28 protein-coding genes are annotated in these 26507 nt (G+C 29.0%); 5 read left to right on the forward strand and 23 right to left on the reverse strand.

Translation table 11 applies throughout. The annotated features are described in order from the left end of the window. Positions 1-97: 97 nt before the first annotated feature. The 5 genes from rpsP to GEMHA0001_RS08265 form a co-directional block, all read right to left on the reverse strand. On the reverse strand, positions 98-370 hold the full coding sequence (rpsP, locus tag GEMHA0001_RS08245) for a 30S ribosomal protein S16 (protein WP_003145074.1): 273 nt from the start codon (positions 368-370) through the stop codon (positions 98-100). A gap of 347 nt (positions 371-717) precedes the next feature. Beyond that, positions 718-1314 carry a ribosome biogenesis GTP-binding protein YihA/YsxC gene (gene yihA / locus GEMHA0001_RS08250; protein ID WP_003145454.1) on the reverse strand — a complete coding sequence of 199 codons (597 nt, stop codon included), beginning with the start codon at positions 1312-1314 and terminating at the stop codon, positions 718-720. Between the two features lie 2 nt (positions 1315-1316). Further along, the gene (lon, locus tag GEMHA0001_RS08255; RefSeq protein ID WP_003145138.1) at positions 1317-3614 is read right to left on the reverse strand and encodes an endopeptidase La; all 2298 of its coding nucleotides are present in this window, start codon (positions 3612-3614) and stop codon (positions 1317-1319) included. A gap of 22 nt (positions 3615-3636) precedes the next feature. Continuing rightward, the gene (gene clpX, locus GEMHA0001_RS08260; RefSeq protein WP_003145262.1) at positions 3637-4845 is read right to left on the reverse strand and encodes an ATP-dependent Clp protease ATP-binding subunit ClpX; all 1209 of its coding nucleotides are present in this window, start codon (positions 4843-4845) and stop codon (positions 3637-3639) included. 245 nt (positions 4846-5090) lie between these two features. After that, entirely contained in the window at positions 5091-5942 is an 852-nt protein-coding gene (locus GEMHA0001_RS08265) for a CPBP family intramembrane glutamic endopeptidase (RefSeq protein ID WP_003145017.1), read from the reverse strand. A 146-nt stretch (positions 5943-6088) separates the two neighbouring features. Here GEMHA0001_RS08265 and GEMHA0001_RS08270 point away from each other — a divergent pair, with 146 nt between their 5' ends. Then, positions 6089-7330, forward strand: coding sequence for an aminotransferase class I/II-fold pyridoxal phosphate-dependent enzyme (locus GEMHA0001_RS08270; protein WP_003145669.1), 1242 nt, complete (start codon positions 6089-6091; stop codon positions 7328-7330). Between the two features lie 44 nt (positions 7331-7374). Here GEMHA0001_RS08270 and GEMHA0001_RS08275 read toward each other — a convergent pair whose 3' ends face one another. From GEMHA0001_RS08275 to GEMHA0001_RS08315, 9 genes are all read right to left on the reverse strand, one after another. Then, the gene (locus GEMHA0001_RS08275; RefSeq protein ID WP_003145098.1) at positions 7375-8103 is read right to left on the reverse strand and encodes a type 1 glutamine amidotransferase; all 729 of its coding nucleotides are present in this window, start codon (positions 8101-8103) and stop codon (positions 7375-7377) included. Between the two features lie 4 nt (positions 8104-8107). Next, positions 8108-9409, reverse strand: coding sequence for a MurT ligase domain-containing protein (locus GEMHA0001_RS08280; protein WP_003145412.1), 1302 nt, complete (start codon positions 9407-9409; stop codon positions 8108-8110). A gap of 11 nt (positions 9410-9420) precedes the next feature. Next, complete coding sequence (locus GEMHA0001_RS08285) at positions 9421-10137, reverse strand: response regulator transcription factor (protein ID WP_003145211.1); 717 nt, start codon at positions 10135-10137, stop codon at positions 9421-9423. Positions 10138-10162: 25 nt separating this feature from the next. Continuing rightward, positions 10163-10894: a pseudouridine synthase gene (locus tag GEMHA0001_RS08290; protein ID WP_003145079.1), complete on the reverse strand. Its 732-nt coding sequence runs from the start codon at positions 10892-10894 to the stop codon at positions 10163-10165. Between the two features lie 9 nt (positions 10895-10903). Then, complete coding sequence (gene scpB, locus GEMHA0001_RS08295; RefSeq protein WP_003145046.1) at positions 10904-11452, reverse strand: SMC-Scp complex subunit ScpB; 549 nt, start codon at positions 11450-11452, stop codon at positions 10904-10906. A gap of 1 nt (position 11453) precedes the next feature. Further along, positions 11454-12155: a segregation and condensation protein A gene (locus GEMHA0001_RS08300; protein ID WP_003144949.1), complete on the reverse strand. Its 702-nt coding sequence runs from the start codon at positions 12153-12155 to the stop codon at positions 11454-11456. A 12-nt stretch (positions 12156-12167) separates the two neighbouring features. Next, entirely contained in the window at positions 12168-13067 is a 900-nt protein-coding gene (locus GEMHA0001_RS08305; RefSeq protein WP_003145731.1) for a tyrosine-type recombinase/integrase, read from the reverse strand. A 175-nt stretch (positions 13068-13242) separates the two neighbouring features. Beyond that, on the reverse strand, positions 13243-13947 hold the full coding sequence (locus GEMHA0001_RS08310; RefSeq protein WP_003145393.1) for a YoaK family protein: 705 nt from the start codon (positions 13945-13947) through the stop codon (positions 13243-13245). A gap of 27 nt (positions 13948-13974) precedes the next feature. Then, entirely contained in the window at positions 13975-14859 is an 885-nt protein-coding gene (locus tag GEMHA0001_RS08315; protein WP_003145520.1) for an NUDIX hydrolase, read from the reverse strand. Between the two features lie 251 nt (positions 14860-15110). Between GEMHA0001_RS08315 and GEMHA0001_RS08320 the strand changes: the two genes are divergently transcribed. From GEMHA0001_RS08320 to GEMHA0001_RS08330, 3 genes are all read left to right on the forward strand, one after another. Continuing rightward, entirely contained in the window at positions 15111-15302 is a 192-nt protein-coding gene (locus GEMHA0001_RS08320) for a DUF2929 family protein (protein WP_003145179.1), read from the forward strand. Between the two features lie 96 nt (positions 15303-15398). Next, positions 15399-15872 (forward strand): NUDIX hydrolase, encoded by a 474-nt coding sequence (locus GEMHA0001_RS08325; RefSeq protein ID WP_003145525.1) that lies wholly within the window; start codon positions 15399-15401, stop codon positions 15870-15872. Positions 15873-15887: 15 nt separating this feature from the next. Next, a complete protein-coding gene (locus GEMHA0001_RS08330; RefSeq protein WP_003145007.1) occupies positions 15888-16268 on the forward strand; it encodes a thioesterase family protein in 381 nt (126 codons plus the stop codon). Positions 16269-16345: 77 nt separating this feature from the next. On the opposite strand, the gene codY is transcribed toward GEMHA0001_RS08330, so the two are convergent. The 8 genes from codY to GEMHA0001_RS08370 form a co-directional block, all read right to left on the reverse strand. Then, positions 16346-17128, reverse strand: a complete 783-nt coding sequence (gene codY / locus GEMHA0001_RS08335) for a GTP-sensing pleiotropic transcriptional regulator CodY (RefSeq protein ID WP_003145415.1) — start codon at positions 17126-17128, stop codon at positions 16346-16348. A gap of 79 nt (positions 17129-17207) precedes the next feature. Next, positions 17208-18512 carry an FADH(2)-oxidizing methylenetetrahydrofolate--tRNA-(uracil(54)-C(5))-methyltransferase TrmFO gene (gene trmFO / locus GEMHA0001_RS08340; RefSeq protein ID WP_003145377.1) on the reverse strand — a complete coding sequence of 435 codons (1305 nt, stop codon included), beginning with the start codon at positions 18510-18512 and terminating at the stop codon, positions 17208-17210. A gap of 20 nt (positions 18513-18532) precedes the next feature. Further along, positions 18533-19783 carry a tRNA uracil 4-sulfurtransferase ThiI gene (gene thiI, locus GEMHA0001_RS08345; RefSeq protein ID WP_003145286.1) on the reverse strand — a complete coding sequence of 417 codons (1251 nt, stop codon included), beginning with the start codon at positions 19781-19783 and terminating at the stop codon, positions 18533-18535. Then, positions 19773-20924, reverse strand: coding sequence for a cysteine desulfurase family protein (locus tag GEMHA0001_RS08350; protein ID WP_003145092.1), 1152 nt, complete (start codon positions 20922-20924; stop codon positions 19773-19775). Before GEMHA0001_RS08350 ends, thiI begins: the two co-directional genes overlap by 11 nt. Positions 20925-21170: 246 nt before the next feature. Further along, entirely contained in the window at positions 21171-21602 is a 432-nt protein-coding gene (locus tag GEMHA0001_RS08355) for an acyl-CoA thioesterase (protein ID WP_003144930.1), read from the reverse strand. A 1-nt stretch (position 21603) separates the two neighbouring features. Further along, positions 21604-22191, reverse strand: a complete 588-nt coding sequence (locus tag GEMHA0001_RS08360) for a lysophospholipid acyltransferase family protein (RefSeq protein ID WP_003145619.1) — start codon at positions 22189-22191, stop codon at positions 21604-21606. Positions 22192-22210: 19 nt separating this feature from the next. After that, a complete protein-coding gene (gene cmk / locus GEMHA0001_RS08365) occupies positions 22211-22885 on the reverse strand; it encodes a (d)CMP kinase (RefSeq protein WP_003145283.1) in 675 nt (224 codons plus the stop codon). Between the two features lie 176 nt (positions 22886-23061). Next, on the reverse strand, positions 23062-25170 hold the full coding sequence (locus GEMHA0001_RS08370; protein WP_003144959.1) for a DNA topoisomerase III: 2109 nt from the start codon (positions 25168-25170) through the stop codon (positions 23062-23064). A 166-nt stretch (positions 25171-25336) separates the two neighbouring features. Here GEMHA0001_RS08370 and GEMHA0001_RS08375 point away from each other — a divergent pair, with 166 nt between their 5' ends. Next, entirely contained in the window at positions 25337-25795 is a 459-nt protein-coding gene (locus GEMHA0001_RS08375; RefSeq protein ID WP_003145151.1) for a nucleoside 2-deoxyribosyltransferase, read from the forward strand. 76 nt (positions 25796-25871) lie between these two features. On the opposite strand, the gene GEMHA0001_RS08380 is transcribed toward GEMHA0001_RS08375, so the two are convergent. Next, a complete protein-coding gene (locus tag GEMHA0001_RS08380) occupies positions 25872-26504 on the reverse strand; it encodes an ABC transporter ATP-binding protein (RefSeq protein WP_003145019.1) in 633 nt (210 codons plus the stop codon). Positions 26505-26507: the final 3 nt, after the last annotated feature.

Consider the following 26507-nt stretch of genomic DNA (forward strand, 5'->3'; position numbering starts at 1 on the left):
CTAATTAATGAAGTTGGCTGTTTTAAAAATTTTATATTTTATTATAGCACAATTTTTATAAAACAAAAACCCCTTACTAACTAAGGGGCTAAATATATTATTTATTTAATTTTGAATCGTGGAATTTTTTCATAATTCCTTCTTTTGATAATAAACTTCTAACTGTGTCAGAAGGTTGAGCTCCATTACCTAACCATTTTAATGCTAACTCTTCATCGATTTTAACTTCTGCTGGTTCTTTAACAGCATTGTAAGTACCGATAGTTTCGATAGAACGTCCATCACGTGGAGATCTTGAATCAGCAACAACGATACGGTAGAAAGGTGATTTTTTAGCACCTAATCTTTTTAAACGGATTTTTACTGCCATGTTTGTACTCCTTATGTTTCAACTTTTTTATTAATTTTATGTGTGTGTGTGTTTATGAAGTGTTTTAATGAAAAAGTTGAATCTATAACGCTAAGTTTTCTAAGCTAGATATTATTCTAACATTAAACTAAAAGTATGTCAATACTTTTCGGTGAAAAATGTCAACTTTTTTTGTTGACTCACCTAAACCTTATTATACCAGGTTTATTTTGCCATGTAAAGATAAAATATTTATAAAAAAACACCATTTATACCATAAGTAAAATCAAAAAATAAGAAGTGACTCGACAAAATTGATTTCCCCGAAATCACGAATTTTAAGTCACCTCTCACCTCTATTTCAATTTTTAATCTTCTAATACTTTAGCAATTTCATTAAGTACTTGATCTTTACCTATTTTAGTAACCGAAGAAAATGGAATAATCGCCATATTGTTCGTTAGGTCTAATTCTCGTTTTATAATCCCTGTATTTTTAGCCAATTCATTTTTTGATATTTTATCAATTTTTGTCATAACTATAACGAATGGAATCTCGTAGTAATTTAAAAATTCATTCATCTCAATATCATCTTGAGAAGGCTTATGTCTACTATCAATTAAGTGTAATACAAATCCAAGATTTTCACTATTAGTAAAATACTCAACAATCATATCATATAATTTTTCTTTTTCAGGTTTTGATAATTTTGCATATCCATATCCCGGTACGTCTACTAGGACTACTTGATCATCTACATCAAAAAAGTTTAGTGTACGAGTTTTCCCTGGTTTAGATGAAACACGAGCATAGTTTTTTCTCTCTAAAATTGTATTAATAAAAGATGATTTCCCAACGTTTGAACGACCACACATCGCAACTTCTGGTTTTTCATGCTCTGGATATTGTTTTTTTGATACGGCACTTATAAGTAAATCTACATTATGTGTATTTAACTTCTTCATTATTATTCTCCAAATACTATTTTAAACACTTCTTGAATATTGTCTACTGTGTGAATAGTTAATTTTTCAAGAACTTCTTCAGGTATATCAATTAAATCTTTTTTGTTCTTAGTTGGAATAATAATAGTATTTATATTCATTTTCTCAGAACTTAAGATTTTCTCTTTAACTCCACCGATTGGCAACACTTTACCATGTAGAGTCATTTCTCCAGTCATTGCAATATTGTTATCAACTGGCTTTTTAGTTAAAGCTGAATATACTGAAGTAGTAATCGTAATACCCGCTGATGGACCATCTTTAGGAACTGCTCCTTCCGGTACATGTAGATGTATATCAATTTCTGAGAAATTAACACCTTCAATTCCTAATTTTTCTGCATTAGAGCGTAAGAATGAAATAGCCATTTGAGCTGATTCTTTCATTACATCACCTAGTTTACCTGTTAGGATAATTTTACCTGTACCTTTCGAGATACTCGTTTCAATCTCTAATGTATCTCCACCAACTACTGTATACGCTAATCCGTTAACTAAACCAATCTCAGGTTTTACATTCTTATCTTTAGCACTATATTTTTCAGGACCAGCAAAATCCTCTAGATTATTAACTCCAACTTTAATTTTTTCTTCACCTTGAAGAACTTTTAAAGCAGCTTTTCTACAGATAGCCCCGAAAACTCGCTCTAAATTCCTTACTCCCGCTTCATACGTATAACCATTAATTATTTTATTAATAGCTTGTTTACTAAAAGTGATTTGTCCTTTTTTTAGACCGTTTTCTTTAGTTTGACGTGGAATTAAATATTTAGCAGCAATATTTTCTTTTTCTTTAATTGTATATGATTCTAGTTCGATAACTTCCATTCTGTCTCTTAGTGGAGCAGGTATCAAACTTAAATTATTAGCTGTAGCAATAAATAATACTTTTGATAAATCAAATGGAATATCTAAATAATGATCCACGAATTCATTATTTTGAGCAGGATCAATTACTTCTAGCATCGCAGCTGCTGGATCTCCTTTAATATCAGAAGCCATTTTATCAATTTCATCTAATAGTATTACAGGGTTCTTAGTTTTAATTTTTTTCAGCGACTGAATAATCTTACCTGGTAATGCACCTAGATATGTTCTTCTATGACCACGAATTTCAGCTTCATCATGAACTCCTCCTAAAGAGATACGTACAAAACTCCTTCCCATAGAAGCGGCTATAGATTTAGCTAAAGAACTCTTACCTACACCTGGAGGTCCAGATAAACATAATATTGGTGACTTCATATCATCACGTAACTTCTTAACAGCCAAGAACTCTAATATTCTTTCTTTAATTTTCTCTAGTCCATAGTGATCCTCATTAAGAATTTTTTCTGCATTTTTTATATCGATTTCATCTGCTGTTAAAGTATTCCACGGTAAAGCAACCACGGTGTCAAGATATGTTCTTATAATCGAATGTTCTGGACTCATAACTGGTGTCTTTTCTAAACGATCTACTTCTTTTAATAATACTGCTTTATCTTCTTCAGATAATTCGATTTCATTAATCGCCTGACGAAGTTTTTCAATATCATCATCCTCAGGTGAAATTTGTCTTAGTTCATCCTGAACTACTTTCATCTGCTCGCGTAAAAAGTATTCTTTCTGCTGATTATCGATATTTGCACGAACTTTTTCATCGATTTCTCGTTTAAAACTATTACCAACTAAGAATGCTTCTAGACTTCTGTTTAAGAAGATTGCTTTTTTCTCTAAATCTAGTAGAAACAACACTCTTTGTTTAAGCATTTTATCGATTGGGAAAAATTTAATATTTTTATTTATAAATTTCTCCAAATCATCAGTTTTATAATAGTCTATATCAAAGTTCTCTCTCTTTAAATAACTTTCAAATTTTGTTTTAATGCTATTTAATAATCCGGCTTTATCAAATCCATTATCTACAATTTCTCTTATATTAATATCTAAATTTTCTACAATATTATTGTTATAAACACCACTTTTAACCTCAGCTATACCGTAGCAATGATATTCATACTTTTTATTCTTTTTGTCAATTGTAAGTTGACCATAAGTACCAAAGAAAACATTGAACCCATTACTATCAAATACATCCTCTTCAGAAAATGAATCATCATAACTATCAATTGGTTTTCTCTTATACGTTACAAAAACTGGAATTTTATCTTTTTTTACAGTTTTTATCGTTTTTAAAAATTTTTTGTCCGTTACATCTATTGTATAAGTATTAGACGGAAAGAATAAATCTCTATTCTCTAATAAATAATATTTTGTCAAAACGAACTCCTCTCTAACCTATTTATTTTAAAATTGGTTTTGTTTTATTAATTACATTATCACGTGTTACCGTGCAAGTTTTAATATCTTTTTTACTTGGAATTTCAAACATTACATCTAAAAGTAACTCTTCGATAATAGAACGTAAGCCTCGAGCTCCTGTTTTTCTCTTAATCGATTCTTTAGCAATTTCTTCTAATGCTTCTTTTTCAAATACTAGTTTTACTCCATCAAGTTCAAATAAATATTCATATTGTTTAACTACCGAATTCTTAGGCTCTGTTAGTACCCTAACTAAATCCTTCTCATCTAGTTCCTCAAGGTAACAAACCACTGGGATACGACCTATAAACTCTGGAATCATACCAAACTTAACAAGATCTTCGTGTTTTACTTTAGAAATGATATCCTCATTATCATTTAACTCATCACTCTTAGAAAAACCAATAACTTTTTCTCCAAGACGACGTTTAATAATTTCTTCAATACCTGAGAATGCACCACCAATAATAAATAGTATATTCTTCGTATTTATTTTTATCATTTCTTCACCAGGGTGTTTTCTTCCACCTTGTGGCGGAACACTAGCGACAGTACCTTCTAAAATTTTAAGAAGAGCTTGTTGAACCCCTTCCCCAGAAACATCACGTGTAATCGAAACATTCTCACCTTTTTTAGCGATTTTATCAATTTCATCGATATAGATAATACCTTTTTCTGCTCTTTCTATATCATAATCTGCACTTTGAATAAGTCGAAGAAGAATATTCTCAACATCTTCACCTACATATCCTGCTTCTGTTAATGTAGTTGCATCAGAAATCGCAAAAGGTACATCAAGCATCTTCGCTAATGTTTGAGCAATTAATGTTTTCCCAGATCCTGTGCTACCTATTAAAGCAATATTACTCTTTTGTAATTCAATATCATTATTTTCTTTAGCTATAATTCTTTTATAATGATTATAAACAGCTACAGCTACAGATTTTTTAGCTTTATCCTGACTAATTACATACTCATTTAAATGTTCCATGATTTTTTGAGGTTCTAATAACTTAAATACTGGTTTATTTTTCGCATTTCTATAGTCAATTTCTTCTTCGATTATATCTGAGCATAAATCAACGCACTCATCACAAATAAATACGTCATTCCCAGCAATCATTTTAAAAACTTCGTTAGTATTTTTTCCACAAAAAGAACATCTTACTTCATCTTTATTTTTAACCATAATTACACCTCACATTATTGAACTTTTTTTATATCTTATTATCTTCTTATTATCAAATCGATATAAAGCCCAAAAAGATACACATTATTATAACATATTCTAACTATATTTACTAGCAAATAATACTATATAATAATTAATATAAGTGCTATTAGAGCACAATTTAACATATCTATTTATATTTTTTCCAAATAAAAAATAAGATATAAAATTTAAATCTTAAAATTTTATATCTTATTCAATTTCTATTTATTTTTTGCTATTCTTCTAAACATTTTTAGATATAAGCCCATATACACTAAAAGTCCTAAAATAGCAAAGAAAACTGTAGCAATAATACTACCTTCTATTCCATAACTTCCTCCGATTAGTATTTGTTTATCACTAATTGCCTTAACAGCAAATAGTGAATCCGATACTCTAATGCCACTTATATTAAATCCAAGTATCACACCTGAAATACAATTCCAAAAAGCATGAAAAATTGCAATAACTAAAATATTATCAAAATACCAATATAATAATGACATGACAATTGATATTAAAAATATATTTATTAAATCTAGTTTTGATGTAATCGGATTAGACATACGGAATACTAGGTAAAATAGTGAACTCAATATAATTGCTACCCATTTCCCTTTTTTTGCTGCTAATCTAGTCATCAAATAACCTCTAAAAACAATCTCTTCTAGAAAACCTTGGATTAAAACTAATATAATAAGTATAATTATTGTACTAATTTTAAAATCATTAGATAATGTTAGCGATATATTATTCGATATCAATAAAATAGCTACTACTCCCACAACACTAAATATAGCTAATCCAAAACCTGCTTTAATAGCTACTAAATTATTTTCTTTACTAAAACCAAAATAATCATACGTTGTGTTTTCAAAATACTTAACAAAAAATAATAAAATACCCGCTGAAAATATATACGAACATAAAACAGATATAATATTATAACCAACTAGACTTTTAAAGACATATTCAAAGAGTATTCCTTGCATAAATGAATATGCAATAATTAATAAGAATATCGGAGTAAAATTCATTACACCTTTATTTTTTAATAAAGCTACACTTTTCATTCAAATTCTCCTACTTTAATCAGATATTACTATCCTAACACAAATAACAAATTTTAGCTACGATTATAAAAATACTCTTGTTAAAATCTTTTAGTAATCAGATATTAGTGGTATAATTAATTTATATACGAAATAGGAGGAATACTATGTCATTTTTTTCAAAATTAGGTGAAAATATTATTTTACCTCAAGACGTACTAATTCAATCGAAAGAAACAGCAGTTGTTCCAGGAGCAATAAATGCTACTATCGGTATTGCTACAGCAAATAAAAAAGCGATGGCATTACCGTCAATTAATAAAGTAATAACAGAAATTAATAATTCAGAATATTTACCATATTCTCCAACACCAGGATTACCTAAAATGAGAGAATTATGGAAAGAAAAAATCTTAAAAGATAATCCAAAAATTAATGATGAATATTTATCTTTACCAATGGTAACTACAGGTATTACGCAAGGTATTGATATTGCGGCAAACTTATTTAGTGAAGCAGGAGATGCTCTACTTTTACCAAATCTGTTTTGGCAAAACTATGCTCAAATATACACTATTAAGTTAGGTAATAACATCTATAAATACAATCAATTTGATGAAAATAATAAATTTAGTATTAATAATTTCAAAAATACACTTTATGCTATAAAAGAAGATAAAATTTCTTTAATATTAAACTTTCCAAATAATCCGACAGGATACACACCATCTGATAATGAATTAATTCAATTAGTCGAAGTAATTAATATTTTCGCTAAAGAGCATCCAAATAAACAACTTATTATCGTTTCTGATGATGCATACTTCGGACTATTTTTCGAGAATAATCACAAAACTCCTACTCTTAGTGCTACGTATAAACTTGCAGAGAATTCAAACTGCTTAATAGTTAAATTAGATGGAATCACTAAAGAATATTATAGTTGGGGATTACGTGTAGGCTTCATCACATATTACACAAAGGATGACTCATTACGACTAAAACTTCAAGAAAAAACACAAGGATATTTAAGAAGTACTACATCTTCTCCTTCAAACTTATCTCAACAAATCGCAATAAGATTATTAGATAACGAAGAATCAATTAAAGAAAAAGAAGAAAATGATAGTATTATCGAAGACAGATACAACGAACTAAAATCAGCTATCGCTAAAGAACAAATAGATACTTTAGTCACAGTTTTACCTTTCAACTCTGGCTATTTCTTCACTATTAAATTACCAAACACAATTAACGCTCATGAATTTAGACTAAAATTCTTAAACGAATACAAGTATGGGGTATATTCTATGGATAACGAGCATATAAGAATAGCTTTCTCATGCTTAGATAAAGAATTAATTCCTGAATTAATAACTAAATTCAAAGAATGTATCCAACAATTTTAAAAATAAAACTAGGTGAATCAAATATAAATTCACCTAGTTTTTATTTATTTTACAGATTTTTTTAATAATTCGACCATGTGTTTATTGGCATTTAACTCTATATCATTATTTAATTCTATAAAGTCATAAGTTCCATATTTGTTATCTAATGCAGCTTTGATTAAATAATCTGTTACATTAGGATTCTTAGGTAAAATTGGACCATGAAGATAAGTTCCAATCAGATTATTGTATAATATCCCTTCTTTTTTATCTTCATCATTATTTCCATATCCAACCACAACATTACCTAGAGTTTCATAATTGTGATATGTTCTTCCACCGTGATTCTCAAACCCTACAATATTACCAAATTTCTCAGATTCAACTAGTATATTACCTATAAGACGCGGTGCATCTTTTTTTGATTCTGTATAAAAATCTAGTATATTTAATCCCGGAAGTTTGTCACCATCTACAGTTTTATAATACTCACCAAGAAATTGATAACCTCCACAAATAGTAAGAGCTGGAATACCATCTTCAATAGCAGACTTAAACTCATTTTTAATCTTACTAAATTGCTCTGTCGCTATGCACTGCTCTCTATCAGATCCTCCCCCAATAAAAAACATATCGCAATCTGTTAATTTCACACCATCTGTTGAAGTTATATTTTCAATCTCAAGGTTAATTCCACGCCATTCACAACGTTTCTTTAATGCTATAACATTACCTATATCTCCATATAAATTTAATTTATCTGGCATAAAGTGATATAATTTTAAATCCATAGAATTATTTCTCCAATTCTCTTTGAGTTTCTACTAAAGCTGTGTAATTCGGAATAGCAATTGCATACTTTTCATTATAACTTTTCAGTTTAGCTACAGCTTCTGGTATTGCCTCATTCACTACAACATTAGCGTTAACTCCACAATATTTTAATCTTAATGCTAATTCTTTTGCTCTTTTTCCTGAACATACAATATTATTAATATTTTGACCTAATAATATATCAAAGTCTGTATCCCATATCCATGATATATCAATTCCATCAGCACCATTATCATTAAGTACTAATAAGTAATTTATTTCTTCCTTAATCGAATTAGCAATAGCTAGTGATGCATTTAATCCAGCTGGATTTTTTGCAAGATTTAATAACACTGTAGAACCATTTGCAAAACTTATACTTTGCATACGTCCATTAGTAGGAGTATATGTTCCTAAACCTTTTTTAATTTTATCTTCAGATAACCCTAATTCTTTAAGTAGAGAATAAGCAGCAAGTAGATTATAAATATTATAATCACCAGCAAGTTTCGTCTCAATTACTTCCCCATTATTAATACTCATATTAATAAAAGGCTCAACAGTTGCTTTTGTTACTTCATATTTTACACTTTGATGTTCAAAATCACATTTAGAACAATGGTAAAAACCAAGTTGACTATAATGAACATGATCATAAATCAACTCCATACCGCAATTTGGACAGAATTTAGATTCAGAAATTCCAAAATCAGAAAATTGATATGCTTCCTTTGCAATTCCAAAATAAATATTATCTTCACCATACTTAGAAAGTCTTGTAACAAAAGGATCATCACTATTTAAGATTAACTGGATTTGTTTACCTTCAAGTTGTTCTCCAATTGTTGCAATAAGAGTATCAATTTCTCCAAATCTATCAATTTGATCTCTAAAGAAATTATTGATAACAAATTTTGTCGGTGTAATATATTTCATAACACGCTTAATAGAACCTTCATCAATTTCAATAATGGCTAATTTAGTATTATTTCTCCCTTGAATAGCAAACGTTGAGATAATACCATCTAACATATTTGCTCCTTCAAAATTATTAATAAAGTTTTCACCAGCAGATCTTAAAGTATGACCTATAAGATTTGATGTTGTCGTTTTTCCATTAGTCCCTGTTACAAAAACAATTTCATCGAAATCACTAGCTAATTTAGTAAGCACATTATCATTTACTTTTCTTAATACCTTACCTGGTAAATCTGTTCCCTTTTTTCCTGCTAATTTACTTGCAGTTCTAGTTAACTTTGCTAAATTTCTATAAAATGCTAGCATATATTCTCCTTTTATAGACTATTTTGTGATGTATCAAATTTATATCCTATCCCCCAAACAGTTACAATCATCTGAGCAACTATCGGAGATATTTTATCAAATTTTTTCCTAACTCTTTTAATATGCGTATCCACTGTTCTTAGATCCGAATAGAAATCATAATCCCAAACAGCTCGTAGAATCTCATTACGTTTAAATGCTTTATCCGGTGATTTAGCCAGGAATAATAAAAGATCAAATTCTTTTGGTGTTAATAATACTTCAGTATCATCAACAATAACTTTATGTGAATTAACATCAATTATTAATCCAGGAAATACAAGAACATCTTTTGCGTAAAGTTCTGGAGTATAAAAAACACTACGTTTCGTTCGTTGAAGAATCGCATTTATCCTTAACATAAGTTCTCTTGGACTAAACGGCTTAACAACATAGTCATCTGCACCTAATTCAAATCCTTCAACCCTACTCTGTTCATCAGCTTGAGCAGACATAATTATTACAGGTGTCGCCTTAGTTTTTCTAAGCTCTGATAAAATAGATTTTCCATTTAACATAGGTAATTGGACATCCAGAAGTACACAAGAATAGTCCATATATTTCAATCTTTCTAAACCATCATGACCATTACTAGCTTCATCGACAATATACCCTTCTTTTTCAAGATACATTATTAATAATTTTCTTATTCTTTCTTCATCATCTATTATTAATATTCTCTCTGACACAATACATCACTTCCTAATTTCTTATTTACTTCTCACCATTCTTAGCCTTATTAATAAGTCGTTTTACTTCATGAATAGTAAGAGGTCTATATTCACCTTTTTTTAATCCTTCTAACGTTAAATCTTCAATAGATTCACGTTTTAACTTAATCACTTCATAACCTAATGCTTCAAACATTCTTCTTACTTGGCGGTTTTTCCCTTCATGTATTGTTAATCTAACTAAAGTATTACCACTCTTGTTTTTATTTTTAACAACATTAACTTCCGCTTTAGCAGTTTTATAATTATCGATTCTCACCCCGTTACGAAGAATTCTAAGGTGATTATCTTCTAATTTACCATTAATTTTAGCAACATATGTCTTCTTAATCTTGTGCTTAGGGTGTGTTATTAAATTAATAAACTCACCATCGTTAGACATAATAAGTGCACCTGACGTATCATAGTCTAATCTTCCTACAGGTACTACACGTTCATTAACATTTTCAAAAAAGTCTTTTACACATGTACGATCTTTCTCATCAGACATTGAAGTAATTACTTTTTCTGGTTTGTAGAATAAGTAATATCTCTTATTCTCTTTTAGTAAACGTACACCTTCAACAATAATAATGTCACTTGGTTCAGCTTTAACACCTAATTCCTTAACAACTTCTCCATTAACACTTACTTTTCCATCTAAAATAAGCTGTTCAGCCTTTCTTCTTGATGTGTATCCTGATGCAGCTATTAATTTTTGCAATCTTTCTGCCATCTTATCCTCCTAATTTTGTAAAAATTTATTTATTTCTTCACTAGTAACAATTTCCGATTTTGGTAATTGCTCTAAACTTTCTAATCCAAAAACATCTAAAAATATATCAGTTGTTTCATATAACTTTGGTTTACCAATAGTATCTAATGTTTTATTAGAAACAATAAGCTCCTTACTAACAAGAGAGTGTAATATAGAATCACTACTTACACCCCTTATTTTATCGATTTGAACTTTTGTTATCGGTTGATTATATGCAATAATCGCTAAAGTTTCTAAAGAAGCTTTAGATAACTTAACAAGGTTTTTAGAAATAACAGCTTTCTTAATAACCTCAGCCATTTCATCTCTTAATAACATTTTATAAGTTGTACCAAATTTCTTAATAATTAAAGAATTATTAGCATTATTGTACTCCTCACAAAAGATATTAAGCATATTCTCAGCTTCATGAGGCTCGACTTCCATAAAAGTAGAGAAATATTCAATATTAAGCCCTTCTTCACCTTTCATAAAAAGTAAAGCCTCAATTATTTTTTTTATCTCATCTAATAGCATATTAATTTTCCTTTGATTTATATTCTAGAATGATTTCACTATCATTGTCAACACATAGCAACTCTTGATCTTTAATCATCGCTAATATCCCCATAAACACTAAAACAACCTCGTTCTTTTGAGGATATGATTTAATCAAATCAAAAAAAGACATATTTCTTTTGTTTTTAAACTTATTGACTAGTTCTTCTTTCACTTGTTCGAAAGACACTTCTCTTCGATAACTTACTAAAGATACTTCATTTTCTTTATCTTCAAGAGATCTAAGAATATTTTCCATCGCTCGTAATAATTTTGAAGAAGGAATTCTTAGAGTTTCAACACTACCTTCTTCTTCAATATTCATACTCTCTTTATCTAAAAATTGAGCTCTGATCTTCTGAAGATTATCAAGTTTCTCACTAAGTTCTTTATAGTTTTTGTAATCAAGAAGTTGTTGCACTAAATCTTCTTCATCCTCTATAGTTTCGTCTTCAAACTTAGGAAGTAAATTTTTACTTTTTATATGAAGCAATGTGGCTGCCATTACAATATATTCTTCTGCATTTTCTAATGAAAATTCATCACTATTATTAATATATTCCAAATAACTCTCTGTTAGACGAGCTATAGGTATATTGTAAATATCAATTTCCATCTTTTCAATTAAATGCAAAAGTAAATCAAGTGGACCTTGAAAAACCTCTAAGTTAACATTATACATTTATTTTATCCTTTAATTAATCGTTTTTCTTGGATGATTCGTTATCATTCTTTTCGATTTATTCCCCTCTAGACTAGAGAAATATAATTTTAAACTATGAATATTTTTCAAACCTAAAAGTTCTTGAACTTCTTCAGCTGGCACTTTATCTTCAAGTAAGTGGATAGCTAGAGAATTTCTAAAATTCATAGTATTTAATTCTTTAGTTAATCCTAATTCTTGCTGACGTTTCTTGAATATTTTCCAAAAACCTTGGCGACTAATACCCTCACCATCATGATTTAAGAATAACTTACTATCATCTTTAATGTTTGGATACTCTTTTTTCAACTCTACAATATATTTTTCTATAGCTTCAACAGATTCTTTATTAAGAGCTATTGTTCTATATCCATCTTTTTTTCTATATTTTAAATATCCGATAGTTGTATTAACATCTCTAAGTTCTAAATTAATACATTCAGTTGGTTTAATACCAATCGAATATGATAATTCAAATATAGCTTTATCCCTATAACCTATTAAATTTTTCGTATTGACATCCAAAATTTTAGAAATTTCATGTCTAGTAAAAATTACTAAATCTTGGTGTTCTTCTTTATCAATATGTACATCAATATTTACTCTGTTAGGAATAAATTTTTCAAACCATAAATACTCTACAAAAATATGAACAGTAGAGATTGTTCTTGAAAGAGTTGCAGAAGAATATTCTTTCTCTCTTAAATAATCAATATATCTAGAAATAAATTCTTCATTTAACCATGAATAGTCTTGTGTTGAATATCCCTTCTCCTCTAAATATAAAAAGATTTTCTTTAAATCCCTATCATAAGAATTAATAGTGTTTGTAGAAAACTCTTTTCTATTTAGTAAATATTCATTGAAATTTTTTAATACTGTCTCGTTCATAAAATTACCCCCTTAGTATTAAAATTACCCTAATTTTTATTTCTATATTGATTATATCATCTATAAAACTTTATGTAAATGCATTTACAAGAAATTTTAGCTAAATATAAAAAAATTCAAGACGCTTTTTAATGATAAAAAATGATATCTAAAATCGCCTTGAAATTTTATTATTTTATATTCTTTTTCTTCCAAACTTGTGGTAAATAATTGAAACAAAAAATAGATTAATGCATATGATAACTAAAGGTAACAAAATTGCTTTATTTAGGTAATATTTTGACATTGCAGCCCCTAAAATTACCCCTGTTAGAAACACCGAAATAAGAGTAAAGTATATTAATAATGGGATTTTACTCTCTTTCTTTTTCAATACAAAAAACTTATATAAATGCTCGCTCATAGAACGCAAGTTCCCAGTACAAAATACACTAGCAAAAACTAAATTATTTACTTTTCTAAAACCATCAAATTGAATAGCACAAATAAAAGAAATTACAATCGGTCTAATATCTAAACCAAAATACTTATACTTAATCAAAATTACAAATAAAGCAAAAATTTGAATAAGTAATAAAATGTAAATATGTTTAAATATAGATAACTCTTTATACTTTGTTTCGATACACTTACTTACTAATACCCCTACTACAAATGATAGGATTGGTATTGAGTAATGTAAAACCTCTCGAAAGTTACCCTCAATTAAGTCTATTCCAACAAAAATTAAGTTCCCTGTCTGCGCATTTGCAAATATACCATCACAATTAACAAAAGTATATGCATCGAAAAATCCACCAACCATTGTTAATAATAAGCAAAAAATAAGTTGCTCATGAACAGGAAGATTTTTATTAATTAATGTCTCACGTAAATTCATACTCTATAAATCAGCTCCTTACATAATCTAATCAAAAATTGTATCCCAATTTTGAGGATCTTTATAACATTCAAAACACATCTCTAATTGTTTTTTCGTAGTTCTTGTTAATGATAATTCTGGTAAATCATCAAGTGAATAGAATTCTGCACCTAAAGTTTCTGTATTTTCGTTAAAACTATGATTAATATACTCACATAAAACAAATATTTTAACCATCCCTAGTGGAAAGTTCACATGATGATGCCTATTATAATCTAATACAGCAACAACTTTTAATGGCTGTACAACAGCACCAGCTTCTTCGCTTGCTTCTTTTATAACATTTTCTCGAATACTTACATTAACATCTTGATAACCTCCAGGAAGCGCCCATTTCCCATCAAGCTGTTCTTTTACTAATAATATCTTATCATCTTTAATTATTGCTGCTCTTGTCTCAACCTTAGGAGTTTGATAACCAATTTCAGAAGCAAAGTCCATTTTTATTTTTTCGATAGGTAAATCATACTTATAAGATAACATCTCACAAGCAATATCACGAATTCTCTCAGAACGTTCTCTATCAAATTTATCTTTACTGTAGGCTAAACTACATTGTGCTAAAAACTGTAACTCCTGAGCCCACTTTTTCCAAACATCATTTTTTAATACATTAACAACATCTTCAATATTTCTAATAAATATCGCATTCTTAACATCTAGAAAATCATATTCTTTTCTTAGTATAAATACATTTATTAAATTCTCACTAAGTCTTTCTTTATTATCAGTTATATATAATGAATTTCTATCATTTATACTCAGATCTTCTAAAAACTCAAAAGGTATACTACGATCACTAAAAACTTTCTCAATTTTTTCAGTAATTAAATTTTTAATTTTTTTGTCTATATATATTTTCTGATACATTAGCAACCTCCATAACTTTGTATATATTATAACACATTTTAAAATTATATCTATAACATATTGTAATTTAATCAACATGTTTTCGTTAAACTTTCCATTATTTTTCAATATATCAAGTATACTTTTATTTTACACCTATTTTTTACAATTTAAAAGATATATAAATGTAGAAAATATCAACAAAAATCTTGCTAGTTTATTAGAATAGTTGTATAATAGGAAATATAGATATTATTTAAGGAGTGGTAGCAATGAAATATATTATTTCACTATTTTGGTCATTTATATTTGCAGCTGTTATAGTATTTATCGTATCATCTATTTTAGGTAGCAATGGTGAAATCAATACAATTCGTGACTGCGCAATTTTAGCTGTATTATTTACAATTTTTGCTGCTTTATTTGACGTAGTAGGTATCGATAAAAAACGCGAAGAAAAGTAAATTTTAACAATTAATATCATAGAAATTTTATAAAGTAGGCATTGAGGAGTTCATTTCCTCCTTCCTACTTTTTATTTGAATATAGGAGATAATTAAATGAACAATGTTCTAGCAACCATGTGCTACGTTGATGACGGAGAAAACTTTTTAATGTTAAAAAGAAATAAAAAAGAAAACGATATTCATGAAGGCTTGACGATTAGCGTCGGCGGAAAATTTGAACCAGGAGAAAGTCCTGAAGACTGCGTTATTAGAGAAGTAAAAGAAGAAACAAACCTCGATATTATAAAACCTAAATTAAGAGGAATTATAACCTTCCCCGATTTTGATGGTGAAAAAGATTGGTATACATATGTGTATACCGCAACTGACTACAAAGGTACTTTGACTGAAGATTGCAACGAAGGTGATCTAATATGGGTAAAAAAATCAGAGATACAAAATATAAAAACTTGGGAAGGAGATTACATCTTTCTTGACTGGCTTGTCAAAGATAAACCATTTTTCTCAGCTAAATTCAACTATAAAAACAACGAATTTGTAGACTACGAAGTAACATTTTATGAATAACAGAGGGACAATATTATGAATATAGAAATTAATAAAGAATTCAAACAAAATTATTTAGTTCAAGATAATAACACTGCTAAATTTATGGGAAGTGGTGATTTAGAAGTTCTTGCAACACCTAGCCTTGTTGCTTTCATGGAGAATACAGCAAAAAATTACTTAAATACATTTTTATCAGATGAGTTAGGTAGTGTTGGCAGCAACATCAATATTAATCACCTAGCTCCTACTCTAGTTGGTAAGGAAATTACAGTTCAAGGTAAGATAACAGATATTATCAAAGAAAAGATTATTATTTTTTCTTTAGAAGCTTTCGAAGCAGATAAGAAAATAGGGGACGCTACACATACAAGAGTTATAATTAACAATGAAAAATTTTTAAACAAACTTTCATAAGAAATATAAAAACTATCGTAAACCGAAAAAAGAAAGACCGTAAACAAACGATCTTTCTTTTTTTACAATTTTACTTTTTAAAATTCATTAGAAAACATTAATTCTAAGAAATACTCCTTTAGAACTTTAATATAAGTTCCTTTCATACCTAGTGACTTAGATTCAATAATTCCAGCACTTTCTAGTTTTCTTAACGCATTAACAATTACAGATCTAGTAATCCCTACTCTATCTGCAATTTTACTAGCGATAAGTAAACCTTCAGTACCATCTAATTCTCTAAAGATATGTTCTATAGCTTCTTTTTCAGAGAATGATAATGAATTTAGAGCCATATTGACCATATCTTTATCACGAGCTAGATTTTTCTCTTTATCCTGTTTTTCATGTAAAATTTCAATTCCTACTACTGTAGATGCATATTCAGCTAATACTAAATCATCATCTTTAAAGTCACTATCCATTCTACCAATAACCAAAGTTCCTAGTCGTTCTCCTCCACCTCTGATTGGTAAGATTACAGTATAGCTGTTAGTCTCAAAGCGCTCCTGTTCTTCTTCTGGGAAAATTGATAATGGATCCTTGAATGGAATATTAACTTTTGTCGCATAAACTTTCAATGTTGCATCTAAATATGCTTTCGGCACTTTTCTATCTTGAATAATTTTCTCCATACGTTCATTAGAATAATCAACGATAGAATCATATCCAAGTATATTACCTTCAGTATCAAGAATATATACGACAGAATCTAGAATTGGACTTAGGCGCATTGCCATAGCCTCAAAGTCTACATTATCATGGCGTCCTTCTTGTAAAATTGTACTAATTTTTCTTGTTTTTTGTAATAAACTTGCCATTAATTTTCTCCTTACAAAATACTTCCTTGATTATTATACCATTAATTTTAATAAATTGTAAGACTTTTTAAAAATTAATTTAATCAATTTTGAAATTTTCTAACATTTCTAATGATCTTTTAGCATATCTTTCATATTTTTCCTTTTTATCTTTAATTCTTTCTGGAAGTGGTTTAATAATTCCGAAATTTGCATTCATTGGTTGGAAATTTTTACTTGTATTGTCTACAATATAATTTGCCATGGCACCAATCATAGTTTCTGTTGGGAATACAACTTCTTTATCTTCTGTATTGTATAGAGCATTTAATGCTGCCACAATTCCTGAAGCTGCACTTTCAACATATCCCTCTACACCTGTCATTTGACCAGCAAAATAGATGTTTTTCTCCTCTTTTAGTCTATAAGTTTTTTCTAATAATTGTGGAGAATTTAAGTATGTATTTCTATGCATAACTCCATAACGTACAATATTAGCATTTTCTAATCCTGGAATCATGTTAATAATTCTCTTTTGTTCTCCCCATTTAAGATGTGTTTGGAAACCTACGATATTATATAAAGTACCTTCGCTGTTATCTTGACGTAATTGTACAACAGCATATGGACGTTTATCAGTTTTTGGATCTTCTAAACCTACTGGTTTCATAGGTCCAAATAATAAAGTTTTTTCTCCACGTTTCGCCATTTCTTCAAAAGGCATACATCCTTCAAAATATATTTCTTTTTCAAATTCTTTTAATGGCGCTGCTTCCGCATTTATTAATTCATTATAAAAATTAAAGAATTCTTCTTTTGTCATCGGACAATTTAAGTACGCAGCTTCACCTTTATCATATCTTGATTTAAGATAAACTTTTTCCATATCGATTGAATCTTTTTCGATAATAGGAGCCGCTGCATCGTAGAAGTATAATCCATCTTGTTTCGTATAATTTCTGATATCTTGGCTTAGTGCGTCTGATGTAAGGGGACCTGTTGCAACAATTACAGGAATATCACCTTTAGGTATTGTTGGTAGTTCCTCACCTATTACATTAATGTTTGGGTGATTCTTGATAGTTTCAGTAATCATCTCTGAGAATTTATCTCTATCTACAGCTAACGCTCCACCAGCTGGTACTTGTGTTGCATCAGCACATTTAATAATAATTGAATCTAACATTCTCATCTCTTCTTTTAAAAGACCAACTGCATTTGTTACGTTGTTCGCTCTTAATGAGTTAGAACATACTAATTCACCAAAATTTTGAGTCTTGTGTGCAGGTGTCATTTTTTTAGGTCTCATTTCGTAAAGATCTACTTTAACTCCACGTTTTGCTAGTTGCCAAGCAGCTTCACTTCCTGCTAAACCTGCACCTATTACTATTACTTTTTTTTCCATTAATTGTCTCTCTTTCTATTTTATAGTAATCCAGAAAAATCATCTTTTTCTTCTTTTTTAACTTCTTGTTCTCTCATATCTTGAGTAACTACTCTACCATTCTTATCAAATAAATAAGTTTCTACACTATCAAGTGTTTCAGCGATAAGATCTGAGTAATCATCACGCGCTTCATATCCTTTAATTTTCTCTAATCTAGGCTTAGTCTTTGGAGCTTTAGGTGTAAAGATTGTACAACAATCTTCAAATGGTAAGTTAGAAATCTCTAAAGTATCAATCTCTTGCGCTATTTTAATTATATCAACTTTATCCATTGTTAATAATGGACGTAAAACTGGTAAATTAGTTACCTCATTAATACAATTCATAGACTCAAGTGTTTGCGACGCTACTTGACCAAGAGATTCACCTGTTGCAATAGCTAAACATCCTTCTTTTTTTGCTACTTCCTCAGCTATACGTAACATAAATCTTCTAGTTGAAGTCATTGTGTAGTTTGAAGGTACACGTTTTACAATTTCTGTTTGTAGTTTTGTAAAGTTTACAACATGAAGTTTAATTCTACCAACAACTTGACTTAATTTAATTGTTAAATCAAATATCTTTTGTAAAGCTTCAGCTGAAGTAAATGGTGGTGATTGGAAGTGAATCATCTCAACTTCCACACCTTTTACTTGTAGTGTATGTGCAGCAACAGGAGAATCAATACCTCCCGATAATAATAACAATGCTTTAGAAGAAGTATTTACTGGGAAGCCTCCTACACCTTTAATAAAGTCAGTAAAAATAAAAATTCCTTCACTTCTAACCTCTACATTAATTATAAAATCTGGTTGTTTAACATTTACTTTTAAATTCTTATAATTAATTAGAACATGACTTCCAAATACGTTATTTAATTCATTTGTATTATATGGGAAGTTTTTGTTAGGTCGTTTAGTTTGGATTTTAAATTTATATTCTTTATCCAATTTAGTTTCTAAAAGTCTATCAATAATTTTTTTAGCTTCTTCAACATCTAATCCAGCTCTTAATACTGGAGAAAAATTATGAATACCAGGAACTTTTTTTAATCTCTCCATAATTTCTTGAACATCTTCATTATGATCTAAATGAATATACATTCTATCTCTTTTTGTTTGGACATGGAAACCTGTTAATCCTTGAAGATTGTAACGAATGTTTTTTGTTAATTTTTTTAAGAACTCATTTCTGTTACCAGATTTCAATGTAAGTTCTCCATATCTTACTATAATATGACTAAATTCCACTTTCAATTACCTCTTTAAATTTTTTATTATATTCATCGATGAATACTTCAATAAATGTTTCAACTTCTTGTTTAGTAGTCTCATTAGAGAAGCTTACTCGAATGCTTCCCTCTATATTTTCTCTCGACAAGCCTCTTACAAAAAGAGCCTCATTTAGATGAAAAGTTTTTGATGAACAAGCACTCGTAGTTGAAACCATTATCCCCCTTTCATTAAGGGCATTAACTATTGCTTCTCCTTTAATTTTAGGTAAACTGATATTTATTATTGAATCAATATACTTTTCACTTAACGGAGAGTTTATTACTATATGATTATATTTTGAAAATCCTTCAATAATCATAGTCTTAAATTCTTTATGTTTTACTTTTACAGTTTCTACTTTTTCTTGTGATAATCTCAAAGCTTTCGCAAGGCTTGCCGCAGCAGCAACATTTACTGTTCCACTACGTAAACCGTCTTCTTGACCTCCACCAAAAGTAATATTGTGAACTGTTCTTCTAGATTTTAAATACAGTACACCAACACCTTTTATACCATGAAATTTGTGTGCTGAAATAGCATAACTATCAACTTTTGATAAATCAAGTTTATCTTTTAATACCCCTTGTACTCCATCAACATGGAAATGAACCTTAGGATAATCTTTTAAAATTTCTGAAATCTCTTCTATTGGTTGAATCGTCCCAAAAACATTATTAATCTGCATTACACTTAATAAAATTGTCTCTTTTGTCAGTAAAGATTTTAGATGGTTTAAATCAACTACTCCATCTTCATCAACATTTAAATAATCTAATATAAACCCTCTTCTCTCTAATTCTCTAAAAGATTCTAAAACTGAAGGATGTTCGATTTTCGAAACAATAATTCTATTACCAAAATCTTTTTTGTGTTCTACACTCCCAAGTAAAGCTATGTTATTACTTTCAGTAGCACAAGATGTGAAAAATATACTATCTTCAGCCACTTGTAAGATAGATGCTACTTGTCCTCTGGCAGCTGAAAGAAGTTTATTAGTTGTTTTCCCAAATTTATTGATACTAGCAGCGTTACCAAAATAAGAATTGTTAACTTCAACAAATGTATCAAGCACTTCTTTATACGGTTTAGTTGTAGCACAATTATCTAAATATATCATACTATCTACCTTTCTTCTTTTTTCAATATTTCTAATTTTAAAATAAATACATTTTAAACCACCTTAAAGTATATAACAAAATAGATATTTTATCAATTAAAGTGGCTATTGTAAATAAAACTAGTTATATCATTGATATTTAAAATAATTAATTTTTTTACAGTAATAATTTAGACGCTAATCAAAAATAAACAACTAATAACCATAAATTATATAGTTACTAGCTGCTCATTTTTATTAAAAAACTTACTCTGTATATTCATTACCTACTACATCTTTAAGGATTTGATCCCATTTCGGTAAATTACGATCAATTCTAATAGCTCTATCACTATCAGTACCAAGAATATTGTGTGAACTTGTAGCAAGAATTACAACTTCCCCATCCACATAGAATTCATATGAAAATATAGTTTTAATACCACTATGTTTCTCAATCCATGTTTTAATAAAGATATCTTGGCTGTTGTATCTGATATTTGATCTAATTGAATACTTAACATCAATATCAGCATAGTATAAATCATAGTTTATTAATGAATCAATATCAATACCTAAACCATTTAAATAATATTTTTTAGCTAAATTCATCCAATCATAAACATATTTATTATCTAGAAATCCTGATTGATTGAAGAATTTTTTTTCTAATTTGAATTTTATAGTTTTTTCGTACACTTTATTTCTCCTTTGAAATCAATTCAGAAATGCTCTCCATTAAAATCGCAGTAATTTCATCATGACTCTTACCTTCTTCTTTTAATGCCGCTGCATCAATCTCATCACCAACAACGATCTTAATACTAGAAAAAATTCTGAAATTTTTACTAGGTATAATTGCAAATGGGATAATTTTTGTTTTTGCTCTAGTTGCGATAAATGAAGCTCCATTATGAGACTCTCCTAAATCTAGTTCTTTAGAGTGCGAGCGAGTTCCTTCAGGGAAAATCCCAACAACTTCTCCTTCTCTAAGCAACTTAATACTGTTATTTATCGCAGTTCTATCAAACGTTCCACGTTTAATCGGTATTGCTCCAGTAGCTTCTAAAGCCTGTTTTACAAAAATAATTTTAAACAATTCTTCTTTTGCTATGAAGCGAATTTTCTTATCGAAAAATGCAGGGAATAATAAAGGATCATGATTACTCAAATGATTACCTGAAATTACAACACCTTTAGCATTTTCTATTTTTTCTTTATTAACAATAGTAACCTTGTAAAAAGTTTTATAATACAGTGCTAATAACTTTCTAATAAAATTATACATAGTACTCTCCTACTAATTTCTATTTTTCTACACTTTTAACTAGTTCAGTCATCTTTTCAACAACCTCATTGATAGTTAAGCTAGTTGTATCTATCAGTGTAGCTGATTCCACTTTAATAAGCGGTGCAATATCTCTATTTTCATCTTGCCAATCACGCGCTTTAATATCTTCTTTTACTTTTTCAAAGTCTACATTTTCGATACCTTGACGTTCGAAATCTAATACTCTTCTTCTAGCTCTCTCTTCAACTGACGCAGTTAAGAAAATTTTAACATCAGCATTAGGAAGTACTACAGATGCGATATCTCTACCATCCATAATTATGTTATTCGTATTAGCTAAATTTCTTTGTGTATCAATTAAGAAATCTCTCACCGCTGGAGATTTAGCGAATAATGAAGTAAATTTCGATACTTCTGCAGTTCGAATTTTATCACTTACTTCCTCATTATTAACATAAACATATTGAACCCCATCGACATACTCAACTTTGAAGTCTGTTTTACTCAATAATTCTTTAATTTCTTCTTCTTCTAATTCATCTAACCCATTAGATAAGAAATTAAACGTTAAAGCTCTATACATTGCACCAGTATCAACATAGTTGAATCCTAATGATTTTGCTACCATTTTTGTTATTGTACTTTTTCCTGATCCTGCTGGCCCATCTACAGCCACTGATACATATTTCATCATTTACCTCTCAGACAAATTTTTTCAATATATATTATAGCATAGACTCGTTTTAAACACTAGATTAAAGTGAAAAAAGTTAATTTATCAGCCATAATTAATTAATAAATTTAATTATAATATATATTACACTACAAATAATTTTATATTTAGAACTATTAAATTAAATATTTCTCTTATTTTAATTTCAATCCTGCTAAACCTGCTAATGCATTATTTTCTAATTTCTCTTGTTTCATGTATTTTTTCATATCTACACGACTCGCTTTATCTTTTTTACTAGATTTAATTCGTTTATCCACTTCTTTTTGTTTCAAAGAATTACCACATTGACAACGATAAGTAGCATTTTCTCCATTACCGAATAATGTCATTTTCTTATGACAATTATCACAACGAAGATTTGTTAATCTACTAATAACCTTACGATTACGACATGACGGACTAGAACATTTTAGCATCTTTGTACCTTTTTTATCTACTTCGAGCATGAAACTACCACACTCTTCACATTTCTTACCACTAATGTTATCGTGCTTAAATCTATCTTCACTGTCTTTAATTTCTGCAATACATGATTTAGTATAGTCTTTTACATCATTCAAGAACTTATCTTTTGAAAGTTTGTTTTTAGCTATATTATCTAATTGTTTCTCCCAAACCGCTGTTAAAGACGGACTCTTAAGATTTTTAGGTACTAAGTTTAGAAGTTGTTTCGCTTTATTAGTAGTTTTGATTCGACCATTATCTAAAACTAAGTAATCATTCGTAAATAATTTTTCTAATATATCTGCACGTGTTGCCACAGTACCAATACCGTTAGTTTCTTTAAGAATTTTCCTTTCATTCTCATCATCTACAAACTCAAATGGATTCTCCATAGCATAAATTAACGTACCTTCAGTATAGTAACTAGGCGGTGTTGTTTGTTTTTTATTATAAACTAATGATTCCAGTTTATGATTATTATTTTGAAGGTTAATAGTTTTGTCCTGTAATTCTTCTCTACTTAATTCTTTATATCCCTCTTGAATTACCTTTAATCCTTTTGCAGAAAATACTTTATTTTCAATATTAAACGAATACGTAGTTTCTTCGTATTTATACTCAGGTAGTAAATTCTCTAAAAACCTCTTCGCTACTAAATTATATATTTTAGTCTCCATATCTGACATCGACATGTAATTAGGTTTTTGCTCAGTTGGAATAATAGCGTGGTGATCACTAACTTTTGCATTGTTAATAATTTTCTTAGTATTATAGTCTTTTACTTTAAGTAATTTTGCTATAGTTTCTTTAAAATCTCCTCCAATTGCTTGAATACGATCTTTTAAAGTGTTCTTCATATCACTAGTTAAATATCTACTGTCCGTTCTTGGATATGTTAATACCTTATGTCTTTCATACAGACTTTGAACAATATTTAACGTTTGTTTCGGTGACATACCGAACAGCGCACTAGCTGTTTGTTGAATATCAGTTAAATTGTATAAAGGTTTTACTGATGAAGTTTTAGCTTTCTTCTGAACATCGTTAAATTTAATTTCTTTATTAATATTCTTTTTAATAAATTGTTCCGCTTTTTCCAAATTAAACTCACTGTTACCACAGCTAAATTTCACCCCATCGATTTGAGCTTCAAAAGTATAATAGTCTTTTGGTTTAAACTGTTTAATTTTTTCTTCTCTCTCAAAAACCATCTGCAATGTCGGTGTTTGAACACGTCCGCAGTTAAGTGAGGCATTGTACTTTAATGTTAACGCCCTTGATGCATTTATTCCAACTAACCAGTCCGCATTAGCACGTGCTATACCTGAATGATATAATCCTAGGTATTCTTTTCCGTCCTTTAAATTTCTAAACCCATCTTTAATCGCCTTATCTGTTACAGAAGAAATCCATAGTCTTTTTACATTTTTATTGCATTTCGCCTTATCAATAATATAACGAGCAACTAATTCTCCTTCACGACCTGCATCAGTCGCAATGATAACTTCATTAACATCTTTCCTGTTCAAAGCATTTTCTACTACTTTATACTGTTTAAAAGTTTTCTTAATTATTTCTGTTTTCATAAACTTTGGAATCATCGGTAAATTCTCTAAACTTACATTGTTAAATTCCTTATATTTATCAGGAGTTTGAAGGGTGATTAAATGACCTAATGCCCAAGTAACTACATACTTATCCCCTTCAAGACAACCATTTTTATTATTTTTTGCACCAAGATTCCTCGCGATATCACGAGCAACCGATGGTTTTTCACAAAGTACTACACTTTTCATCAATAAATTCCTCACATATATATTCTTTACTTCATTAATTATTATAATAGAATTCAGCTAAAATAACTAGTAAGACATATAATCACTATCAATTTCTTTATACTTTAGTTGTAAAACTATCTACTTATATATTATAATTTTATTAGAGACAAAGGAGGACTATTCTATGAAACTTTATTTAGCTGGAGCATTATTTAACGAAGCTGAAGTAGCTCAACGTTTAAAAGAAGGAAAATTATTAAAAGAAAAATTTGGAGAAAGATTATCAGTTTTTAATCCAATAGAACAGCCTTTTAATGAAGACAAACAAACTCTACCTACACCCCAAGATATCTTTAATGGTGATACAGAAGCTGTTAAAAACTGTGACATTTTCTTAGCTGATATTACAAACGAAGATAGTGGTGTAATGGTCGAGTTAGGGATTGCAATTGCACTTAAGAAAAAAATTATCGCTATAAATTCAGATATTCGATTAAAATCAGCAAACAAATACGATATTCCAAGTTATGCAATGAACCATTATGTTCTAGGTGGTATTTTAAAACACGGAACTCTTGTTTATAGCTTTGAAGAAGCACTAAATGAACTTGACAAACTATTTTGTTTAAAAAATCACTTATAATTAATAAAATAAGCGAGATCAACTTAAGAATTTTGATTTAAAATAATCAATTTCTAAAGCTAATCTCGCTTTTTACTTATTTAACTTTTAACTTTTTATCTTTCAACTCTAATACTACATCAGCAGCACTCGCTAATTGATTACTATGAGTAACAACTATAACACATTTATTGTTTTCTACAGCTACCTTTTTCAAGATTTCGATTATCTCTTCAGCAGTACTTTCGTCTAAGTTCCCTGTAGGTTCATCAGCTAAAATTATCGGTGCTTCAGATACTAATGCTCTAGCAATAGCTACACGTTGTTGCTGCCCTCCAGAAAGCTTCATAACATTTCGATTAACATGTTCTTCTTCTAATCCAAGTTTTAATAGAATATCCTTATTTGCATTTTTAGAAACAAGTTTCAGATTTTCTAGTGGAGTCAGATAATCAATTAAGTTATAATTTTGAAACACTAGAGAAATATCTTTACGTCTATGTTCACTAAATCCTATTTTTTCAATATTAGTATTATTGAATAATATCTCTCCACTTGTAGGACTATCTAAACCCGCTAATAATGATAGTAAAGTTGATTTCCCAGCTCCTGACTTACCTACTATCGCATAAAACTTCCCAACTTCAAAATTATAAGTAATTCCACTTAAAACTTTTGACTTACTATTATCATATAAGTAACTTACATTTTTCAATTTAAAAATCGACATTTC

This window comes from Gemella haemolysans ATCC 10379 (assembly GCF_000173915.1).
Classification (GTDB): domain Bacteria; phylum Bacillota; class Bacilli; order Staphylococcales; family Gemellaceae; genus Gemella; species Gemella haemolysans.